Here is an 18,128-nt window from a genome sequence, read left to right on the forward strand (position 1 = left end):
CACATGAACTACAGCAACCCTACCCAGCTGCAAGCCGCCATCCTCGACTGGGCCGGCACCGTGGTCGACTTCGGCTCCTTCGCCCCCACCCAGATCTTCGTCGAGGCCTTCGCCGAGTTCGACGTGCAAGTGTCCATCGAAGAGGCTCGCGGCCCGATGGGCATGGGCAAGTGGGACCATATCCGCACCCTGTGCGACGTGCCGGAAATCGCCGAGCGCTACCGCAAGGTGTTTGGTCGCACGCCCACAGACGATGACGTCACCGCCATCTATGAACGCTTCATGCCTCTGCAGATCGAGAAGATCGCCGTGCACTCGGCGCTGATCCCCGGTGCGCTAGACACCTTGACCGGCCTGCGCAAGGACGGGCTGAAGATCGGTTCGTGCTCGGGCTACCCGAAGGTGGTGATGGACAAGGTGGTCGAGCTGGCCGCGCAGAACGGCTATGTCGCCGACCATGTGGTGGCCACCGACGAAACCCCGAACGGTCGCCCATGGCCGGCCCAGGCCCTGGCCAACGTGATTGCCTTGGGCATCGACGATGTGGCGGCGTGCGTGAAGGTGGACGACACCGTGCCGGGCATCCTCGAAGGCCGCCGCGCCGGGATGTGGACCGTGGCGCTGGTGTGCTCCGGCAATGCCCTGGGCTTGACCTGGGAAGGCTACCAGGCGCTGAGCGCGGATAAGCTGGAGAGCGAGCGCAAGCGGATCCACCAGCTGTTCGCCAGCTCGCGCCCGCACTACCTGATCGACACCATCAATGAGTTGCCAGAGGTGATTGCCGATATCAACCGCCGGCTGGCCAAGGGCGAGATGCCGCAGGCGTTCTGACAGATCGGTGTCGCATTCTTCGCGGGTGAACCCGCTCCCACAGGAACATCACAGACTTCAAAGGCAGTGATATCTCTGTGGGAGCGGGTTCACCCGCGAAGGCGTCAGCGCAGGCAACCAAAAACCATCAAACTGCCCGGTTCAGCTTCACCCACGAGGCGAACTTGTCGATGAAACCCTGCAGGAACGGCCGGGTCTTGTCGCTCAATTTGCCGCTGTCCTCGAACAGCGTCGCCGCCCCGCCGATGTATGCCTCGGGCATCTGCATGCAGGGCATGTCGAGAAACACCAGCGACTGGCGCACAGCGTGGTTGGCACCAAAGCCACCGATGGCCCCTGGCGACACACTGACCACCGCCGCCGGCTTGCCGCTCCAAGCGCTCTGCCCATAGGGGCGCGAGCCCACGTCGATGGCGTTCTTCAAGCCTCCGGGCACGGAACGGTTGTACTCGGGGGTAACGAACAGCACCGCGTCGCTACGCCGGATCTCGTCACGAAAACGCTTCCACGCCTCAGGCGGCGCTTCGGCCTCGACATCCTCGTTGTACAACGGCAAATCGCCGATCTCGACGATCCTCAGGGCAAGGCTGGACGGCGCCAGCTCAGACAGCGCGCGGGCGACCTTGCGGTTGTAGGAGTCCTTGCGCAAGCTGCCGACAACGACCGCTACCGAATAGACCTGGCTCATGGCGTTTGCATCCTCTGCGTGGGAAATGGGACGTACTAGTTATAGATGACCGTTCCTCGGGCCCTGGATTTTTTTCCGCCCGGGCAAAAACTCCCAGGCGTTTCGCTGGTCTATGGCTGCAGACATTTCCCCAACGTTTCAGAGGGTTTCACCCAAAATGGCAGCAGTAATGGTCGGCCAGGTCCACGCCCGCGACGCCGAAGGCCGTATCTATCCCGTGCACGAGTTCCAGGAGTCGACGCTCCAGGCCGACGGCAGCACCCTCGGTGCACCGATCACCACCTACCGCCTGGCCATTGGCGACCGGGTCAACTACCTGGGCGAGGACCGTTTCGAACTGGCCCAGACCGGCGTCGAGATCATTCGCATTCCTTGATGCAGTCGACCGTGTACGCGCCGTGCTCGTGCTGCAGGCCATGCACATCGGCGACGAAGCCCGGGAAGCCCTGGTCGAAGGCCCGGGCGAATGCCAGGTAATCGATGATCGAGCGGGTCGCCTCGGTGAACCGCTCGCCCGGCATGATCAACGGGATACCCGGCGGATACGGCACCAGCATCACCGCCGCAACCCGCCCCATCATCTGTTCGATCGGCACCGCTTCTACCTCTCCCTTCACCATCCGGTCATACGCCTGGGCCGGGCTCATGGCCACCTCCGGCAGTTTGGTGAACAGCCGCTTCAACTGCTTGGCGGTGGCATTGGCGCGGTAGCAGTCGTGCAACTGCTGGCACAACTCACGCAGGCCCAGGCCCTGGTAGCGCGCAGGCTGTTCGCCAACCACACTGGGCAGGCATTGCAGCAGCGGCGTATTGCCATCGTAATGGCGCTTGAACTCCAGCAGCTCGGTGAGCAGGGTGCTCCACTTGCCCTTGGTGATCCCCATCGAGAACAGCACCAGGAAGCTGTACAACCCGGTCTTCTCCACCACCAGCCCGCGCTCCCAGAGAAACTTGCTGACCACAGCCGCCGGTATGCCGTGCTCAGCCAGCACACCACCGGCATTGAGCCCGGGCATGACCAGGGTGACCTTGAGCGGGTCGAGCAGCACGTAGTCGTGGGCCACCTCGCCGAAGCCATGCCACTCGGCCCCCGGCTGCAACAGCCAGTCCGCTGCCGCCAGGCACTGAATGCCCTCGGTCGCCGGTGGCTGCCAGATGCCGAACCACCAGTCGTCGGCGGCGATGTGCTCGCGCAGGTTGGCCAGGGCCCGGCGAAAGCTCAGCGCCTCGTCGAACATCTCCTGCAGCAGCGAACGCCCGGCCGGGCCTTCCATCATCGCCGAGGCCACGTCCAGCGAGGCCAGGATGCTGTACTGCGGTGAAGTGGAGATATGCATCATGAACGCTTCGTTGAAGCGGTCACGGTCAAGCGCACGGGTGGCGCCATCCTGCACATGGATCATCGACGCCTGGCTGAAGGCGGCCAGCAGCTTGTGGGTGGAGTGGGTACTGAACAGCAGCGGGCCATCGTCGGCCTTGGGCGTGCCCATGGCATAGCGGCCGGTGAAGAAATCGTGGAAGGCGGCGTAGGCGAACCAGGCCTCGTCGAAATGCAGCACCTCGACACTGGCGCCAAGGGCCTGCTTGATCAAGCCCGCGTGGTAGCACAGCCCGTCGTAGGTAGAGTTGGTCACCACCGCCAGCCTGATCTTCGCGGCCCGGCCCTGGGCCAGCGGATGGGCCTGGATCTTCGCCTGGATCGATTCGGCGCTGAACTCGCTGAGCGGGATCGGCCCGATGATGCCCTGTTCGTTGCGCTCCGGGCACAGGTAGATGGGGATGGCGCCGGTCATGATGATCGCGTGCACCACCGACTTGTGGCAGTTGCGGTCCACCAGCACCAGGTCATCGCGCCCGACCATGGCGTGCCAGACGATCTTGTTGGCGGTGGAGGTGCCGTTGATCACGAAAAAAGTGTGGTCGGCGCCGAAGTTGCGCGCCGCACGGGCCTCGGCTTCGGCCAGGGGGCCGGTGTGGTCGAGCAGCGAGCCGAGTTCGGGCACCGAGACCGACAGGTCCGAACGCAGGGTGTTCTCGCCGAAGAACTGGTGGAATGCCTGCCCCACCGGGCTCTTGCGGTACGCCACGCCACCGCCGTGGCCCGGTGTATGCCAGGAATAGTTCGATTGCGCGGTGTGCTGCACCAGCGCCTTGAAGAACGGCGGCAGCAGGCCATCGAGGTAGTTGTGCGCAGCCCGGGCCACCTGGCGAGCGAGAAAGGGCACGGTGTCTTCGAACAGGTAGAGGATGCCGCGCAGCTGGTTGAGCTCGCTCATGGCCTCGGCGGGGGCGTTTTCCAGGGTGACCTGCTCACCCAGGGCGAAGATCGGCAGGTGCGGCGCACGCAGGCGGGCCAGGCGGATCAGCTCGGCCATGTGCTGCAGCAGGTGGTTGTTGTCACCGGCCCCTTCGGCGCCGATCAGCATGCAGGCCAGCCCGTGGTGGGTGGCGGCGACCAGACGCGCTTCGGTGTAGTCGGCGGCGGCGAGTATGCTGAAACCGTCCTGGGCCAGCTCGGCCGCGATGCCACGCACCCGTTCGCCGGCAACGCTGTCGGCCTTGATCGCCCGGTGGACGATGAGGATGGGGAACTTGAGGTCCTTGTACATCAGGCGGCTACCTCTGCGGGGGCTTTTTTCCCTCAGGGTAGTCGAGTGTAGTGTTATCAGTACCGGCCTGATCGCCGGCAAGCCGGCTCCCACAGGGTGCGGCGCAGCATGCGGTCTATGTGGGAGCTGGCTTGCCAGCGATGGGGGCCAGCCGGCCTTCGAATCAGTTGGCGGCTGGCTCGGTCAACGCCTGCCACATGGCCGGCCCACCCGCCGACTTGGCGACCGCCGCCAGGCGCTCGGCATGGGCTTGCAACTCTTCCTCGCTGGCCATGATCACTCGCCCCGGCGCACGGCCGGCGATCCGACGGATCTCACTGCCGGTACTGCCTTGGCCGTCTTCATCGCCCGCAGCGTCACCGGCCAGCGACAGGCTGGTCTGCCCACCGGTCATGGCCAGATAGACGTCGGCCAGCAGTTCCGAGTCGAGCAGTGCGCCGTGCAGATCACGGCCGGAGTTGTCGATGCCGTAGCGTTTGCACAGGGCATCGAGGCTGTTGCGCTGCCCCGGGTGGCGCGAACGCGCCATCATCAGGGTGTCGAGGATCGGGCAGTGCTGGGAGATATCGGCGCGGTCGTGCTGGCCCAGCAGGGCGAATTCGTTGTTGATGAAGCCAACGTCGAACGCCGCGTTGTGGATGACCAGGGTGGCGCCCTGGATGAATTCGAAGAACTCCTCGGCCACATCGGCGAAACGCGGCTTGCCGACCAGGAAGGCATCGGTGATGCCGTGGACGTTGATGGCGCCCTCGTCACTCTCGCGGTCGGGTTGCAGGTAGACGTGGAAGTGCCGCCCGGTCAGGCGTCGGCCCACAACCTCGACACAACCGATCTCGATGATGCGGTGGCCGTCGGCCACTGGCATACCCGTGGTTTCGGTGTCGAGGATGATGAACCGTTTGTCTTGCTGCTGCTCCACGCGGGGACTCCAACATGCGGTGCTTGAATTCAGGGCGCGAGTATACCGGACTCGGGCCCGCTTTGCGGCCCTTCGCGGCTAAAGCCGCTCCCACACTGGAGCGCATAGAACCTGTGGGAGCAGCTTTAGCCGCGAAGGGCTGCGCAGCAGCCCCATATGGATATCAACGCTTGGCGCGAAGCTCTTCGACACCGCGGTTGGCCAACTGGTCAGCCCGTTCGTTGCCGGGGTGGCCGATGTGCCCGCGCACCCACTTCCAGGTCACCTTGTGGCGGTTGACCTGCTCATCGAGGGCCACCCAAAGGTCGGCGTTCTTCACTGGCTCCTTCGCGGCAGTCTTCCAGCCACGCTTCTTCCAGTTGACCATCCACTCGTTGATGCCCTTCATCACGTACTGCGAGTCGGTGGTCAGCACCACTTCGCATTCACGCTTGAGCGCCTTCAAGCCTTCGATCGCGGCCATCAGCTCCATGCGGTTGTTGGTGGTTTCGCGCTCGCCGCCCCACAACTCCTTCTCGGCGCCCTTGAACACCATCAGCACGCCCCAGCCGCCCGGGCCAGGGTTGCCTTTGCAGGCACCATCGGTGTAGATCTCGACGATTTCGCTTTCGCTCATGTACCACTCATCTTCAATGCTTTTCGATATCGGGGTTGCTGGCGTTGCGGTTGACCTTGGCCAGCGGCAGCGGCAAAAGCTTGCCCATGGGCTCGCGGCGCTCCTGACGAAGTGGCCGCAGGCCGACCATGATCTTGCGTGCCACCAGCAGGTAGACACCGCCACCGGCCGTCTGCCAGCCACCGGCAATGCGCTCCCAGCCGGCCAGGCGTTGCTGCCAGGCCGCCGAGGCAAGCGGCGGACGATAGCACCCGAAACGGCGTTTCTCCAGCGCGAAGCCCAGCAGGTTGAGCCAGTCGCCAACCCGCGACGGCGGGATGCAGCGCGCCTTGCGCAAGGCACCGTGGCTGAAGAAATGGCGCATGCCCCAGCTGCTCCAGGGGTTGATACCGACGATCAGCAGATGGCCACCCGGGCGCACCGCGCTGGCCGCTTCGCGCAGCAGGCCATGGGGTGACAGGCTGAAGTCCAGGCCATGCTGCAGCACCACCACGTCGGCGGCGTGCTCCGACAGCGGCCAGGCCTGCTCCTCGCAGACGATCTCGACCCCCGGCAGCGGCGCGCCCAGGCGCACGTTGCGTTGCACCTGCGGGGCACTGGGCGGGGCGTCGGCACCGGGGCCGTAATGCACCAGATAGCCGCCGAAGAAGCGGCCGAGCTCTTGTTCGAGCAGTTTCTGTTCTTCCTCGAGCATCAATTGCCCGAGCGGCCCGTTGAACCACTCGCGGGCCAGGCTGATCAGTTCAACCCACTCGGGGTCGGCCTGGGCGAAGGCTTGGTCGGTCATTGCGTTCTCCCTCGAAGGTTCTCCGGCCACGCCATCGCGGCTAAGATGCCTTCAATGTCCCGGCTTGGCGATACGGATCCGCACCATGATACAGATCGATGCCCTACCCGCTTTCTCCGACAACTACATCTGGTTGTTACAGGATACTGCCAATCGCCGCTGCGCGGTGGTCGACCCCGGTGATGCCGGGCCGGTGCAGGCCTGGCTCGACGCCCACCCAGGCTGGGTACTGACGGATCTCCTCGTCACCCACCACCATCACGACCATGTCGGCGGCGTCGAAACGCTGAAGAAGGCTACCGGCGCCCGCGTCTGCGGCCCTGCCCACGAACGCATCCCGGCCCGCGACCTGGCCCTGGAAGACAACGCCCGCGTGCAGGTGCTGGGGCTCGACTTCGAGGTGCTGGCCATGCCCGGCCACACCCTTGGGCACATCGCCTATTACACTGCGCAACCGGCCACGCCGCTACTGTTCTGTGGCGACACCCTGTTCGCCGCCGGTTGTGGCCGCCTGTTCGAAGGTACACCCGAGCAGATGCACCATTCATTGCAGCGCCTGGCCGCCCTGCCCGCTGCTACCCAGGTGTACTGCACCCACGAATACACCCTGAGCAACCTGCGCTTCGCCCGCGCCGTAGAGCCGCACAACGCGCAAGTTCTGCAGCGGTTCGAAGACGTTACCCGGCTGCGCGCCGAAAATCGCATCAGCTTGCCCTCGACCATTGGCCTGGAGCGCCTGACCAACCCTTTTTTGCGCACTGCTGAAACATCCGTTAAAGAAAAAGCAGACGAATGGAAGGGTCTTTCAAACCCCACCCAAGCCACTGTTTTTGCTGCCTTGAGGTCTTGGAAGGACGTGTTCTGATAACCCTAAGATATATCGCGACACAGGTACAAAGGTTGACCCGGCCGGGACCGGTTTCTAGAATCGCCGAAATTTTTTGCCCGGATAACTGTCCCAGCCGATGCCTTCCACTAGCCGCAGAACCTCTCATTCGGTCGCCTTGACGCGACTGGCCCAGATCAGTGCACTGGCGCTGGCCGCCACCCTGGTCGGCTGCCAGAGCACCCGTCAGCTCGACGAATCCGACAGCGTTCGCGCGCACAATTACCAGGCGCGGATCAAGCACAAGCCCGCCCCGCTGCTGGTAAAACCGAAGGAGCAGGCCCCGCAGGACGTATGGGAGCGCATGCGCCAGGGCTTCGCCCTGCAGGACAACGTCGACGTCAACCCACGCATCGAGCAGCAGCGTCTGTGGTTCGCCAGCAACCCGTCGTTCCTCGAGAACGCCGGCGAGCGTGGCAGCCTCTACCTGCACTACATCGTCGAGCGCCTGGAAGAGCGTGACATGCCGCTGGAGCTGGCCCTGCTGCCGGCCATCGAGAGCGCCTACAACCCGATGGCCTACTCCCGCGCGCACGCCGCCGGCATGTGGCAGTTCATCCCGTCCACCGGGCGCCACTTCAACCTGCGCCAGACCAACTTCTACGATGGCCGCCGCGACATCACCGCATCGACCAACGCCGCGCTGGATTACCTGAACCGCCTGCACGACATGTTCAACGGCGACTGGCTGCTGGCCCTGGCTGCCTACAACGCCGGCGAAGGCACCGTCAGCCGCGCCATCGAGCGCAACGAACGCCTTGGCCTGCCCACCGACTACTGGAACCTGCCGCTGCCGCAGGAAACCCGCGACTACGTGCCCAAGCTGCTGGCCCTGTCGCAGGTGGTCAACACCCCGCAAGCCTATGGCGTCAACCTCAACCCGATCGCCAACGAGCCCTACTTCGAAGCCGTCGCCATCAGCGAACGCCTCGACCTGTCGCGGGTCGCCGCCTTCGCCGACATCGACGAGGACGAGCTGATCCAGCTCAACCCGGCGTTCAAGAAACGCATGACCGTGGACGGCCCCAAGCAACTGCTGGTGCCTACCGCCAAAGCGCAGTTGCTGACCGACCGCATGTCCAACCTCAAGCCCGAGGAACTGGTCAGCCTGCAGCCGAACAAGGCCGTGTTCAATGCGGCCCTGGCCGAGGCCAAGGCGCCGGCGGCGCGCAGCTACCGGGTCAAGCGTGGCGATAACCTGGCCAGCATCGCCAAGGCCAACCGGGTGTCGGTCAAGCAGCTGCAGGGCTGGAACAAGATTCGCGGCAACAGCCTCAAGGTCGGCCAGGTACTGGCCCTGCGTGGTGGCAGCGCACCGAGCGCCGCCGCCAACCGGGTAGCCGACTCGAAGCAGCGCTCCACCCAGTACAAGGTGCGCAAGGGCGACTCGTACTACCTGGTGGCCAAGCGCTTCAATGTCGAGATGCAGCACCTCAAGCGCTGGAACCCGCGCAGCGGCCATGCGCTCAAGCCAGGGCAAACGCTGACCGTTTACCTGGCGCGCTGAACCACAACGTCGAAGCCAACGCCCCACCCTGTGGGAGCGGGTTTACCCGCGAAGAAGGCTTTGCGGTGCGTGGCACCGGCTTGGCCGGTGTTCGCGGGTAAACCCGCTCCCACAGGGGACTTCATTTGCTCCAAGGGCGCCCTTTTTCCTGCCAAGACAAGCTGTTACTGTACCCCGACCAAAGCCCAACGCCTTCTGGATCGGATGCCGACTTGATACGTCCCCTCCTGCTGTCCCTCAGCCTGGCCTTGAGCTTCCCCGCCGTCGCGATGGTGAGCGAAAGCCACGGATACGCGCAGTTCGGCACGCTCAAGTACCCGGCCACCTTCACCCACTTCGACTGGGTCAACCCGCGAGCCCCTAAAGGCGGCACCTTGCGGGCCATGGCGTTCGGCACCTTCGACACGCTCAACCCCTATACCTTCAAGGGCTCGAGCCCGGTCACCACGCCCAACTTCCTGCAATACGGCATCAGCGAGCTCAACGAGCCACTGATGGTCGGCACCGGCATGTACGACCCCTCCGGCGACGAGCCCACTTCAAGCTATGGCCTGATTGCCCGCAGCGTCGAGTACAGCGAGGACCGCAGCTGGGTGGTGTTCAACCTGCGCCCCGAGGCCCATTTCCACGACGGCACGCCGATCACCTCGGCCGACGTCGCCTTCAGCTACCGCACCCTGCTCAAGGATGGCCACCCGATCTATCGCACCAACCTGCAGGAAGTGCAGCGCGTCGACATCCTCGGCCCCCTGCGCATTCGCTTCGTCTTCAAGCGCGCCGGCAATCCGTTGCTGATCCTGCGCCTGGGCGAGATGCCGGTGCTGCCCAAGCATTACTGGCAAAAGCGTGATTTCAAGGCCACCACCTTCGAGCCACCGCTGGGCAGCGGCCCGTACCGCATTACCGAAGTGCAGCCTGGCCGGCGCCTGGTGTTCGAGCGGGTGAAGGACTACTGGGGCAAGGACCTGGCGGTCAACCGCGGCAAGTACAACTTCAAGCGCGTCGAATACGAGTTCTACCGCGACGCCACCGTGGCCTTCGAAGCGTTCAAGGCCGGCGAGTTCGACATCTATATCGAGCACCAGGCCAAGAACTGGGCCAACGGCTACAACTTCCCCGCCGTGCGCCGGGGCCAGGTGATCAAGGCGCAGATCCCGCACCAGATCCCCACGCAAACCCAGGGCCTGTTCATGAACAGCCGCCGCGCCACCTTCGGCGACCCTCGGGTACGCCAGGCGCTGGGCCTGATGCTGGACTTCGAGTGGACCAATCGCGCGCTGTTCAGCAGCGCCTACCGCCGCGCCACCAGCTACTACCCCAACAGCGAGTTCGCCGCCAGCGGCCTGCCCACCGGCAAGGAGTGGCTGCTGCTCAAGCCGTTCCGCGACCAACTGCCGGAAAAGCTGTTCACCGAGCCCTACCAGGTCAGCCACACCGATGGCCGTGGCATCAGCCGCCAGACCCTGCGCCAGGCCCTCGATTTGTTCGCCCAGGCCGGCTGGAAGCTCAACGGCCAGCGCCTGGTGGACAGCAAGGGCCAGCAGTTGCGCATGGAACTGCTGCTGGTGAACCCGAACCTCGAACGTATCCTGCAACCTTATGTCGAAAATCTGGCCAGCATCGGCATCGATGCTCGCTTGCGCACCGTCGACCGCGCCCAGTACAAACAACGGCTCGACCAGTTCGATTTCGACATGATCCTGATGACCCTGAACCAGACCCTGAGCCCCGGCCTCGAACAGTGGCTGTACTTCCATTCAAGCCAGGCCGCGACCAAGGGCAGCAAGAACTATGCTGGCGTGAAGGACCCGGTGGTCGACCACCTGCTCGACACCCTGCTCGCCGCCCGCACCCGCGATGACCAGATCGCCGCCGCCCGGGCCCTGGACCGCGTGCTCTCATGGCAGTACTACATGATCCCCAACTGGTACCTGGACAACCATCGCCTGGCCTACCGCAACCGGCTGGCCTTCGTCACCACGCCGCCCTATACCCTCGGGCTGAACAGCTGGTGGATCAAGAAGACTTCGGAGAAAGCCAAATGACCCCGACCCTGCGCCTGGCCTGCAGCCTGCTGCTGGCCTGCCTCACGCTCCCGGCCATGGCCGCCCCGCAACATGCCCTGACCCTGTATGACGAAGCGCCGAAATACCCGGCCAACTTCAAGCACTTCGACTTCGTCAACCCGAATGCGCCCAAGGGCGGCACGTTCCGCCAGTCCAGCTTCGGCGGCTTCGACAGCCTCAACCCGTTCATCAACAAGGGCGTGCCCGCCGACAACGTCGGCAGCATCTACGACACCCTGATGCGCCAGAGCCTGGACGAACCCTTCACCGAGTACGGCCTGGTGGCCGGCAAGATCGAAAAAGCCCCCGACAACAGCTGGGTGCGCTTCTACCTGCGCCCCGAAGCACGCTTCCACGACGGCCACCCAATGCGCGCCGAGGACGTGGTGTTCACCTTCAACGCCCTGATCAAGGACGGCGCGCCGCTGTACCGCCAGTACTACGGCGACGTCGCCGAGGTGGTTGCCGAAGACCCGCTCAAGGTGCTGTTCAAGTTCAAGCACACCAACAACCGCGAGCTGCCGCTGATCCTCGGCCAACTGCCGGTGCTGCCCAAGCACTGGTACGAAAACCGCGACTTCAACCGCGGCAACCTGGAAATCCCCCTGGGCAGCGGCCCCTACAAGGTCGCCGACGTGAAGGCCGGCCGCTCGATCCGCTACGAGCGGGTCCAGGACTACTGGGCCAAGGACCTGCCGATCAACCGCGGCTTCTACAACTTCGACGTGATGACCTTCGACTCTTACCGCGACAACACCGTCGCCCTCGAAGCGCTCAAGGCCGGCCAGTTCGACTACGGCCTGGAAGTCAGCGCGAAGAACTGGGCCACCGCCTACGACGTGCCCGCCGTGCGTGATGGCCGGTTGATCAAGGAAGAGCTGCCCAACGGCACCCCGGTCGGCATGCAAGGCTTTATCTTCAACCTGCGCAAGCCGGTGTTCCAGGATGTGCGGGTGCGCCAGGCGCTGAGCCTGCTGCTGGACTTCGAGTGGACCAACAAGCAGCTGTTCAACGGCGCCTACCTGCGCACCGGCAGCTACTTCGAGAACTCGGACATGGCCGCCCAGGGGCTGCCCTCCCCGGCCGAACTGAAAATCCTCGAGCCGCTGCGCGGCAAAGTCCCCGAACAAGTGTTCAGCGAGGCCTTCCACAACCCCGTCACCGACGGCAGCGGCATGATCCGCGAGCAGCAGCGCCAGGCCTACAAGCTGCTGCAGGAGGCCGGCTGGAAGATCGTCGACGACAAGATGGTCGACAAGGACGGCAAGCCGCTGGTCATCGAGTTCCTGCTGGCCCAGACCCAGTTCGAGCGCGTCCTGCTGCCGTTCAAGCGCAACCTCGCCGACCTCGGCATCGAGCTGAACATCCGCCGCGTCGACGTTTCGCAGTACATCAACCGCCTGCGCTCGCGCGACTACGACATGATCGTCGGCGGCTTCTCGCAATCCAATTCGCCCGGCAACGAGCAGCGCGAGTACTGGTCCAGCGCCGCCGCCGACAACCCCGGCAGCCGCAACTTCATCGGCCTGCGCGACCCGGCCATCGACCAGCTGGTGGAGCAGTTGATCAACGCCGATTCGCGCCAGAGCCTGATCGACCACACCCGCGCCCTCGACCGCGTGTTGCTGTGGGGCTACTACGTGATCCCCAACTGGCACATCAAGACCTGGCGCGTGGCCTACTGGAACCACATCGGCCACCCGCAGGTGCCGCCCAAGTACGACATCGGCATCGACACCTGGTGGATCAAGCCAGGCGTCACCCCCGCCGTGACCGACGCCCCTGCGGATGAGGCCAACTGACATGCTGGCCTATATCCTGCGCCGCCTGCTGCTGATCATCCCCACCCTGTTCGGCATCCTGATCATCAACTTCATCATCGTCCAGGCCGCCCCCGGCGGCCCGGTCGAGCAGATGATCGCCAAGCTCGAAGGCTTCGAAGGCGCCACCAGCCGTATCGCCGGCGGCGGCGCCGAAGTGTCGGTGGCCGGCTCCAACTACCGCGGCGCGCAAGGCCTGGACCCGGCCCTGATCGCCGAGATCGAACGCATGTACGGCTTCGACAAGTCCGCCCCCGAACGGCTGTGGATCATGGTCAAGAACTACGCCCAGCTCGACTTCGGCAACAGTTTCTTCCGCGACGCCAAGGTCATCGACCTGATCATCGAGAAGATGCCCGTATCGATCTCCCTGGGCCTGTGGAGCACGCTGATCATGTACCTGGTGTCGATCCCGCTGGGGATCGCCAAGGCGGTGCGCCACGGCAGCCATTTCGACGTATGGACCAGCTCGGCCATCGTCGTCGGCTACGCCATCCCCGCGTTCCTGTTCGCCATCCTGCTGATCGTGCTGTTCGCCGGCGGCAGCTACTTCGACTGGTTCCCGCTGCGCGGCCTTACCTCCAACAACTTCGACGAGCTGTCCACCACCGGCAAGGTCCTGGACTACTTCTGGCACCTGGTGCTGCCCATCACCGCGCTGGTGATCGGCAACTTCGCCACCATGACCCTGCTGACCAAGAACAGCTTCCTCGACGAGATCAACAAGCAGTACGTGGTCACCGCCAAGGCCAAGGGCCTGAGCCGCACCCGCGTGCTGTACGGCCACGTGTTCCGCAACGCCATGCTGCTGGTGATCGCCGGTTTCCCCTCGGCGTTCATCGGCATCTTCTTCACCGGCTCCCTGTTGATCGAGGTGATCTTCAGCCTCGACGGCCTGGGCCTGATGAGCTTCGAAGCGGCAATCAACCGCGACTACCCGGTGGTGTTCGGCACCCTGTTCATCTTCACCCTGCTGGGGCTGTTGGTGAAGCTGATCGGCGACCTCACCTACACCCTGGTCGATCCGCGTATCGACTTCGCCAGCCGGGAGCACTGACATGGCCCTCTCCCCCCTCAACCGTCGGCGCTTCGAGCGCTTCAAGGCCAACCGCCGCGGCTGGTGGTCGCTGTGGATCTTCCTGGTGCTGTTCGGCCTGAGCCTGGGTGCCGAGCTGATCGCCAACGACAAACCAGTGGCGGTGCGCTACGACGGGCAGTGGTACTTCCCGGCCTTCAAGCGCTACCCCGAGACCACCTTCGGCGGCGAGTTCCCGTTGGAGGCCAACTACAAGAGCCCATACATCCGCGAGCTGCTGGCCAAGAAAGACGCCTTCGTGCTGTGGGCGCCGATCCCGTTCAGCTACCAGAGCATCAACTACGACCTCAAGGTCCCCGCCCCCGCGCCGCCCTCGGCCGACAACCTGCTGGGCACCGACGACCAGGGCCGCGACGTGCTCGCCCGGGTGATCTACGGCTTTCGCATCTCGGTGCTGTTCGCCCTGACCCTGACCCTGGCCAGCTCCGTCGTCGGCGTCATCGCCGGCGCCCTGCAGGGCTTCTACGGCGGCTGGGTCGACCTGGCCGGCCAGCGCTTCCTGGAGATCTGGTCCGGCCTGCCGGTGCTGTACCTGCTGATCATTCTCGCCAGCTTCGTGCAGCCCAACTTCTGGTGGCTGCTGGGCATCATGCTGCTGTTCTCGTGGATGAGCCTGGTGGACGTGGTACGCGCCGAGTTCCTGCGCGGCCGCAACCTCGAGTACGTGCGCGCCGCCCGCGCCCTGGGGATGCGCAACGGCCCGATCATGTACCGGCACATCCTGCCCAACGCCATGATCTCGACCATGACCTTCATGCCGTTCATCCTCACCGGCGCCATCGGCACCCTCACCGCCCTGGACTTCCTCGGCTTCGGCCTGCCCGCCGGCTCCCCGTCGCTGGGCGAACTGGTGGCCCAGGGCAAGTCCAACCTGCAAGCGCCGTGGCTGGGCATCAGCGCCTTCGCCGTGCTGGCGGTGATGCTGAGCCTGCTGGTGTTCATCGGCGAGTCCGCCCGCGATGCCTTCGACCCAAGGAAATGACATGAGCCAAGACACCCTGATCGAAGTGCGCGACCTGGCCGTGGAGTTCGTTACCGGCGACCAGGTCAACCGCGTGGTCGATGGCATCAGCTTCGACATCCGCAAAGGCGAAACCTTGGCCCTGGTGGGCGAGAGCGGTTCGGGCAAGTCCGTCACCGCCCACTCGATCCTGCGCCTGCTGCCCTACCCCCTGGCCCGGCATCCGTCCGGCAGCATCCAGTACGACGGCAAGGACCTGCTGCACCTGGGCGAAAAGCCCATGCAGCGCATCCGCGGCGACCGGATCGCGATGATCTTCCAGGAGCCGATGACCTCGCTGAACCCGCTGCACAGCATCGAAAAACAGATCAACGAAATCCTCCTGCTGCACAAAGGCCTCACCGGCAAGCAAGCCACCGCCCGCACCCTGGAGTTGCTGGAACTGGTCGGCATCCCCGAGCCGCGCAAGCGCTTGAAGGCCCTGCCCCACGAGCTGTCCGGCGGCCAGCGCCAGCGCGTGATGATCGCCATGGCCCTGGCCAATGAACCCGAACTGCTGATTGCCGACGAGCCCACCACGGCGCTCGACGTGACCGTGCAATTGAAGATCCTCGACCTGCTCAAGGAGCTGCAGGCGCGCTTAGGGATGGCCCTGCTGCTGATCAGCCACGACCTCAACCTGGTACGCCGCATCGCCAACCGCGTGTGCGTGATGCAGTGCGGCAAGATCGTCGAGCAGGCCGATTGCGCCACGCTGTTCAGCAAGCCGCAGCACCCGTATACGCAGATGCTGATCAATGCCGAACCCAGTGGCGCGCCGGCAGCGAACGCCGAAGGGGCGCCGTTGCTGGAGGTGAAGGACCTGAAGGTGTGGTTCCCGATCAAGAAGGGGCTGCTGCGCCGCACCGTGGACCATGTGAAGGCCGTGGATGGGGTGAACTTCAGCCTGCCCCAGGGGCAGACGCTGGGGATTGTTGGCGAGAGTGGGTCCGGCAAGTCCACCTTGGGCCTGGCCATCTTGCGGTTGATCGCAAGCCAGGGCGGCATTCGCTTCCACGGGCAGAACCTGGAAGGGTTGAACCAGAAGGAAGTGCGGCCGCTGCGGCGGGAGATGCAGGTGGTGTTCCAGGACCCCTTTGGCAGCCTGAGCCCGCGCATGTGCGTGGCGGATATCGTTGGCGAAGGGTTACGGATTCACAAGATCGGCACGCCGGCCGAGCAGGAAGCGGCGATTGTGGCGGCGTTGGAGGAAGTGGGGCTGGATCCGCGTACGCGGCATCGGTATCCCCATGAGTTCTCTGGCGGGCAGCGGCAGCGGATTGCGATTGCTCGGGCGTTGGTGTTGAAGCCGGCACTGATTTTGCTGGATGAGCCGACGTCCGCGCTGGATCGGACGGTGCAGCGGCAGGTGGTGGAATTACTTCGGAAATTGCAGGTTAAGTACAACCTGACGTATCTGTTTATCAGTCACGACCTAGCGGTGGTGAAAGCGTTGAGTCATCAGTTGATGGTGATCAAGCATGGACAGGTGGTGGAACAGGGGGATGCGCGGGCGATCTTTGATGAGCCCAAGCATGGGTATACGCGGCAGTTGTTGGAGGCGGCGTTTTTGGGCACAACATCGATTGCCTGAAACTGGCCCCTTTCAGGAGCCATGGTCTTGCTCAACGCGCGATCCCTGTGGGAGCGGCTTTAGCCGCGAACACCGGCGTAGCCGGTGCCAGTCACCGCGTCGCTTGCTTCGCGGCTAAAGCCGCTCCCACAGGAATCGCATTTACCGGGCCGCTACCCGTCACGAAAAATCAGATTAAAGCCCTTACTTGTAGTCCATTTCCCAAACATACTCCTGCCGCCTTTTTTCCGTTGCGGTCGCTTTGGCAGCCCCCTAGTCTCGGCGAGTCGCTGAGTTCGGCGATCGACTTTGACGGGTCGCGACGGTATTAAGCCTACGGCTAGCCTTCATGGCGGCTGTACGTGCGGGCACGCTTGCGTGCGCCGGAACTTTGCTTATTCCGCCGGTCTGTCAACCCACGTACAGCTGCCACCCTTCTGTTTGACAGCAGTCAGTTGACCGCCTTTTTAAAGGAATAAGGTCATGTTGAAGATCGTCCCCGATCCACCCCACAACCATCACTCCCTCGAAGACACCCTCGTCCAGGCCACGGAGTACGCCCTGTGCGCTCAGGCTGTGGCGCATCAGGCCATTTCGGTCCAGCAGCCCAAGCCCCACGCGTCGATTCTGATCATGGCGTTGATGCATGAGATCGAGGCGCTGCGGGTGCTGCTCGAATCGGCGTTGATTCAGGTGCAGGTGCCGCAGATGGAGCGCCGGGCGTTCCACTAGGCCGGTAGGCGTGCTTTGCCTGGGCTGCCCTCATCGCCGGCAAGCCGGCTCCCACAGGGATTGGCTTTGCCCTAGCACTGGTGCCGTAACTGTGGCGTTGGGTTGCCAGCGATAGGGTCTGTCCGGGCATCGATCATTTCAGGGAGAGTGAGCAATGAATACAGACGACACCACGCCCCGCACCACTGTGGGCAAGACCAAGTTCTATCAAGGCGAAGGGAAGACCGACCCGCTGTTCTGCATCGAGCCCGGTATCCCCTGCCAACATGCGCGGGACCAAGCCTCGGAGCTGATGGGCTGCGTGCGGGACCTGACCATTACCGGGATCATGGAAGAGAAGCCGCAACTGCTCTGGGCGTCGTATTACCTGAGCGCGCTGGCCAAGGCACTGATGGATGATGCGGAGTTGGGGATGAAGCACTGAGGGGTGGATTGCCTGGACTGGTTTCCATATCGGTTTAGGCCGCAGCACTCCTGTGAGACAGGCACAGCGCCATCCGCGCGCACCGCGATACCGCGTCATGCCAACAAGGCGGACAGCGGTGACCTCACAGGAATGACTGGCCCGAAACAGATGTGGGAGCTGGCTTGCCAGCGATGCGCCGCGCGGGCGGCGCTCGATCTTGAGAGCGCTGCAGAATTCCCGGCAAGCACCTGGTGTGCCCTCACCCAAATCCCCGGACATGCACATGGCGACCATTACCGAATGCTGACTCAACAAAACCAGCGGTGTAATTCCCAGGCGCCTGTCTTGGGGTCGCATGTGGGCCACTAGGTGCTTGGCGGCAGGTTTGCAGCGCCTATGAAATCGAGCGCCGCCCGCGCGGCGCATCGCTGGCAAGCCAGCTCCCACATCTTTTTCGGGCCAGTCATGCCTGTGAGGTCACCGCTGTCCGCCTTGTTGGCATGACGCGGTATCACATGCGCGCGGATGCCGCTGCGCCTGGCTGGTGTCATGCGACATAGCAAAGCATGCCGGTTTCCGCAGGTGCATCTGG

16 protein-coding genes are annotated in these 18,128 nt (G+C 64.1%); 11 read left to right on the forward strand and 5 right to left on the reverse strand.

All coding sequences use genetic code 11. The annotated features are described in order from the left end of the window. Positions 1-3: 3 nt before the first annotated feature. The gene (phnX, locus tag ACQ4N9_RS14285; RefSeq protein ID WP_390969766.1) at positions 4-831 is read left to right on the forward strand and encodes a phosphonoacetaldehyde hydrolase; all 828 of its coding nucleotides are present in this window, start codon (positions 4-6) and stop codon (positions 829-831) included. Positions 832-958: 127 nt separating this feature from the next. Here the strand turns inward: phnX and ACQ4N9_RS14290 are convergent, their stop codons facing one another. Continuing rightward, positions 959-1,519, reverse strand: a complete 561-nt coding sequence (locus tag ACQ4N9_RS14290; RefSeq protein WP_390969764.1) for an NADPH-dependent FMN reductase — start codon at positions 1,517-1,519, stop codon at positions 959-961. Between the two features lie 157 nt (positions 1,520-1,676). Between ACQ4N9_RS14290 and ACQ4N9_RS14295 the strand changes: the two genes are divergently transcribed. Next, on the forward strand, positions 1,677-1,895 hold the full coding sequence (locus ACQ4N9_RS14295; protein WP_430933104.1) for a hypothetical protein: 219 nt from the start codon (positions 1,677-1,679) through the stop codon (positions 1,893-1,895). Here ACQ4N9_RS14295 and ACQ4N9_RS14300 read toward each other — a convergent pair. The 4 genes from ACQ4N9_RS14300 to ACQ4N9_RS14315 form a co-directional block, all read right to left on the reverse strand. Then, complete coding sequence (locus tag ACQ4N9_RS14300) at positions 1,879-4,128, reverse strand: Orn/Lys/Arg decarboxylase N-terminal domain-containing protein (RefSeq protein WP_390969762.1); 2,250 nt, start codon at positions 4,126-4,128, stop codon at positions 1,879-1,881. The two genes, ACQ4N9_RS14295 and ACQ4N9_RS14300, sit on opposite strands and share 17 nt — an antisense overlap. A 163-nt stretch (positions 4,129-4,291) precedes the next feature. Next, a complete protein-coding gene (gene dnaQ, locus ACQ4N9_RS14305) occupies positions 4,292-5,047 on the reverse strand; it encodes a DNA polymerase III subunit epsilon (RefSeq protein WP_390969760.1) in 756 nt (251 codons plus the stop codon). Between the two features lie 163 nt (positions 5,048-5,210). Then, entirely contained in the window at positions 5,211-5,663 is a 453-nt protein-coding gene (rnhA, locus tag ACQ4N9_RS14310) for a ribonuclease HI (protein ID WP_390969758.1), read from the reverse strand. A gap of 13 nt (positions 5,664-5,676) precedes the next feature. Beyond that, positions 5,677-6,450, reverse strand: a complete 774-nt coding sequence (locus ACQ4N9_RS14315) for a class I SAM-dependent methyltransferase (RefSeq protein ID WP_390969756.1) — start codon at positions 6,448-6,450, stop codon at positions 5,677-5,679. Positions 6,451-6,535: 85 nt separating this feature from the next. Here ACQ4N9_RS14315 and gloB point away from each other — a divergent pair, with 85 nt between their 5' ends. From gloB to ACQ4N9_RS14360, 9 genes are all read left to right on the forward strand, one after another. After that, the gene (gene gloB, locus ACQ4N9_RS14320) at positions 6,536-7,315 is read left to right on the forward strand and encodes a hydroxyacylglutathione hydrolase (RefSeq protein WP_390969754.1); all 780 of its coding nucleotides are present in this window, start codon (positions 6,536-6,538) and stop codon (positions 7,313-7,315) included. A 100-nt stretch (positions 7,316-7,415) separates the two neighbouring features. Beyond that, positions 7,416-8,843 (forward strand): lytic transglycosylase domain-containing protein, encoded by a 1,428-nt coding sequence (locus tag ACQ4N9_RS14325; RefSeq protein ID WP_390969752.1) that lies wholly within the window; start codon positions 7,416-7,418, stop codon positions 8,841-8,843. A gap of 212 nt (positions 8,844-9,055) precedes the next feature. Further along, on the forward strand, positions 9,056-10,888 hold the full coding sequence (locus ACQ4N9_RS14330) for an extracellular solute-binding protein (protein ID WP_390969750.1): 1,833 nt from the start codon (positions 9,056-9,058) through the stop codon (positions 10,886-10,888). Beyond that, positions 10,885-12,711: an extracellular solute-binding protein gene (locus ACQ4N9_RS14335; RefSeq protein WP_390969748.1), complete on the forward strand. Its 1,827-nt coding sequence runs from the start codon at positions 10,885-10,887 to the stop codon at positions 12,709-12,711. The genes ACQ4N9_RS14330 and ACQ4N9_RS14335 overlap by 4 nt, the downstream gene beginning before the upstream one ends. A gap of 1 nt (position 12,712) precedes the next feature. Beyond that, positions 12,713-13,786, forward strand: coding sequence for a microcin C ABC transporter permease YejB (locus tag ACQ4N9_RS14340; protein WP_125464850.1), 1,074 nt, complete (start codon positions 12,713-12,715; stop codon positions 13,784-13,786). A 1-nt stretch (position 13,787) separates the two neighbouring features. After that, entirely contained in the window at positions 13,788-14,807 is a 1,020-nt protein-coding gene (locus tag ACQ4N9_RS14345) for an ABC transporter permease (protein WP_125464851.1), read from the forward strand. A 1-nt stretch (position 14,808) separates the two neighbouring features. Next, entirely contained in the window at positions 14,809-16,419 is a 1,611-nt protein-coding gene (locus ACQ4N9_RS14350; protein WP_390969746.1) for an ABC transporter ATP-binding protein, read from the forward strand. Positions 16,420-16,881: 462 nt separating this feature from the next. Next, positions 16,882-17,130 (forward strand): hypothetical protein, encoded by a 249-nt coding sequence (locus ACQ4N9_RS14355; RefSeq protein WP_390969744.1) that lies wholly within the window; start codon positions 16,882-16,884, stop codon positions 17,128-17,130. A gap of 154 nt (positions 17,131-17,284) precedes the next feature. Then, positions 17,285-17,554 (forward strand): DUF3077 domain-containing protein, encoded by a 270-nt coding sequence (locus ACQ4N9_RS14360; protein ID WP_390969742.1) that lies wholly within the window; start codon positions 17,285-17,287, stop codon positions 17,552-17,554. Positions 17,555-18,128 lie beyond the last annotated feature (574 nt).

Source organism: Pseudomonas sp. ES1, assembly GCF_050586605.1.
GTDB lineage: Bacteria > Pseudomonadota > Gammaproteobacteria > Pseudomonadales > Pseudomonadaceae > Aquipseudomonas > Aquipseudomonas sichuanensis.

What these genes read in the sequence shown, in the direction of transcription:
- ACQ4N9_RS14300 (WP_390969762.1), bottom strand. Translation starts at nt 4,128, where the DNA reads ATGTACAAGGACCTCAAGTTCCCCATCCTCATCGTCCACCGGGCGATC.
- phnX (WP_390969766.1), top strand. Translation starts at nt 4, where the DNA reads ATGAACTACAGCAACCCTACCCAGCTGCAAGCCGCCATCCTCGACTGG.
- ACQ4N9_RS14290 (WP_390969764.1), bottom strand. Translation starts at nt 1,519, where the DNA reads ATGAGCCAGGTCTATTCGGTAGCGGTCGTTGTCGGCAGCTTGCGCAAG.
- ACQ4N9_RS14335 (WP_390969748.1), top strand. Translation starts at nt 10,885, where the DNA reads ATGACCCCGACCCTGCGCCTGGCCTGCAGCCTGCTGCTGGCCTGCCTC.
- ACQ4N9_RS14315 (WP_390969756.1), bottom strand. Translation starts at nt 6,450, where the DNA reads ATGACCGACCAAGCCTTCGCCCAGGCCGACCCCGAGTGGGTTGAACTG.
- rnhA (WP_390969758.1), bottom strand. Translation starts at nt 5,663, where the DNA reads ATGAGCGAAAGCGAAATCGTCGAGATCTACACCGATGGTGCCTGCAAA.
- ACQ4N9_RS14360 (WP_390969742.1), top strand. Translation starts at nt 17,285, where the DNA reads ATGAATACAGACGACACCACGCCCCGCACCACTGTGGGCAAGACCAAG.
- ACQ4N9_RS14345 (WP_125464851.1), top strand. Translation starts at nt 13,788, where the DNA reads ATGGCCCTCTCCCCCCTCAACCGTCGGCGCTTCGAGCGCTTCAAGGCC.
- ACQ4N9_RS14340 (WP_125464850.1), top strand. Translation starts at nt 12,713, where the DNA reads ATGCTGGCCTATATCCTGCGCCGCCTGCTGCTGATCATCCCCACCCTG.
- ACQ4N9_RS14295 (WP_430933104.1), top strand. Translation starts at nt 1,677, where the DNA reads ATGGCAGCAGTAATGGTCGGCCAGGTCCACGCCCGCGACGCCGAAGGC.
- gloB (WP_390969754.1), top strand. Translation starts at nt 6,536, where the DNA reads ATGATACAGATCGATGCCCTACCCGCTTTCTCCGACAACTACATCTGG.
- ACQ4N9_RS14350 (WP_390969746.1), top strand. Translation starts at nt 14,809, where the DNA reads ATGAGCCAAGACACCCTGATCGAAGTGCGCGACCTGGCCGTGGAGTTC.
- ACQ4N9_RS14325 (WP_390969752.1), top strand. Translation starts at nt 7,416, where the DNA reads ATGCCTTCCACTAGCCGCAGAACCTCTCATTCGGTCGCCTTGACGCGA.
- ACQ4N9_RS14355 (WP_390969744.1), top strand. Translation starts at nt 16,882, where the DNA reads ATGTTGAAGATCGTCCCCGATCCACCCCACAACCATCACTCCCTCGAA.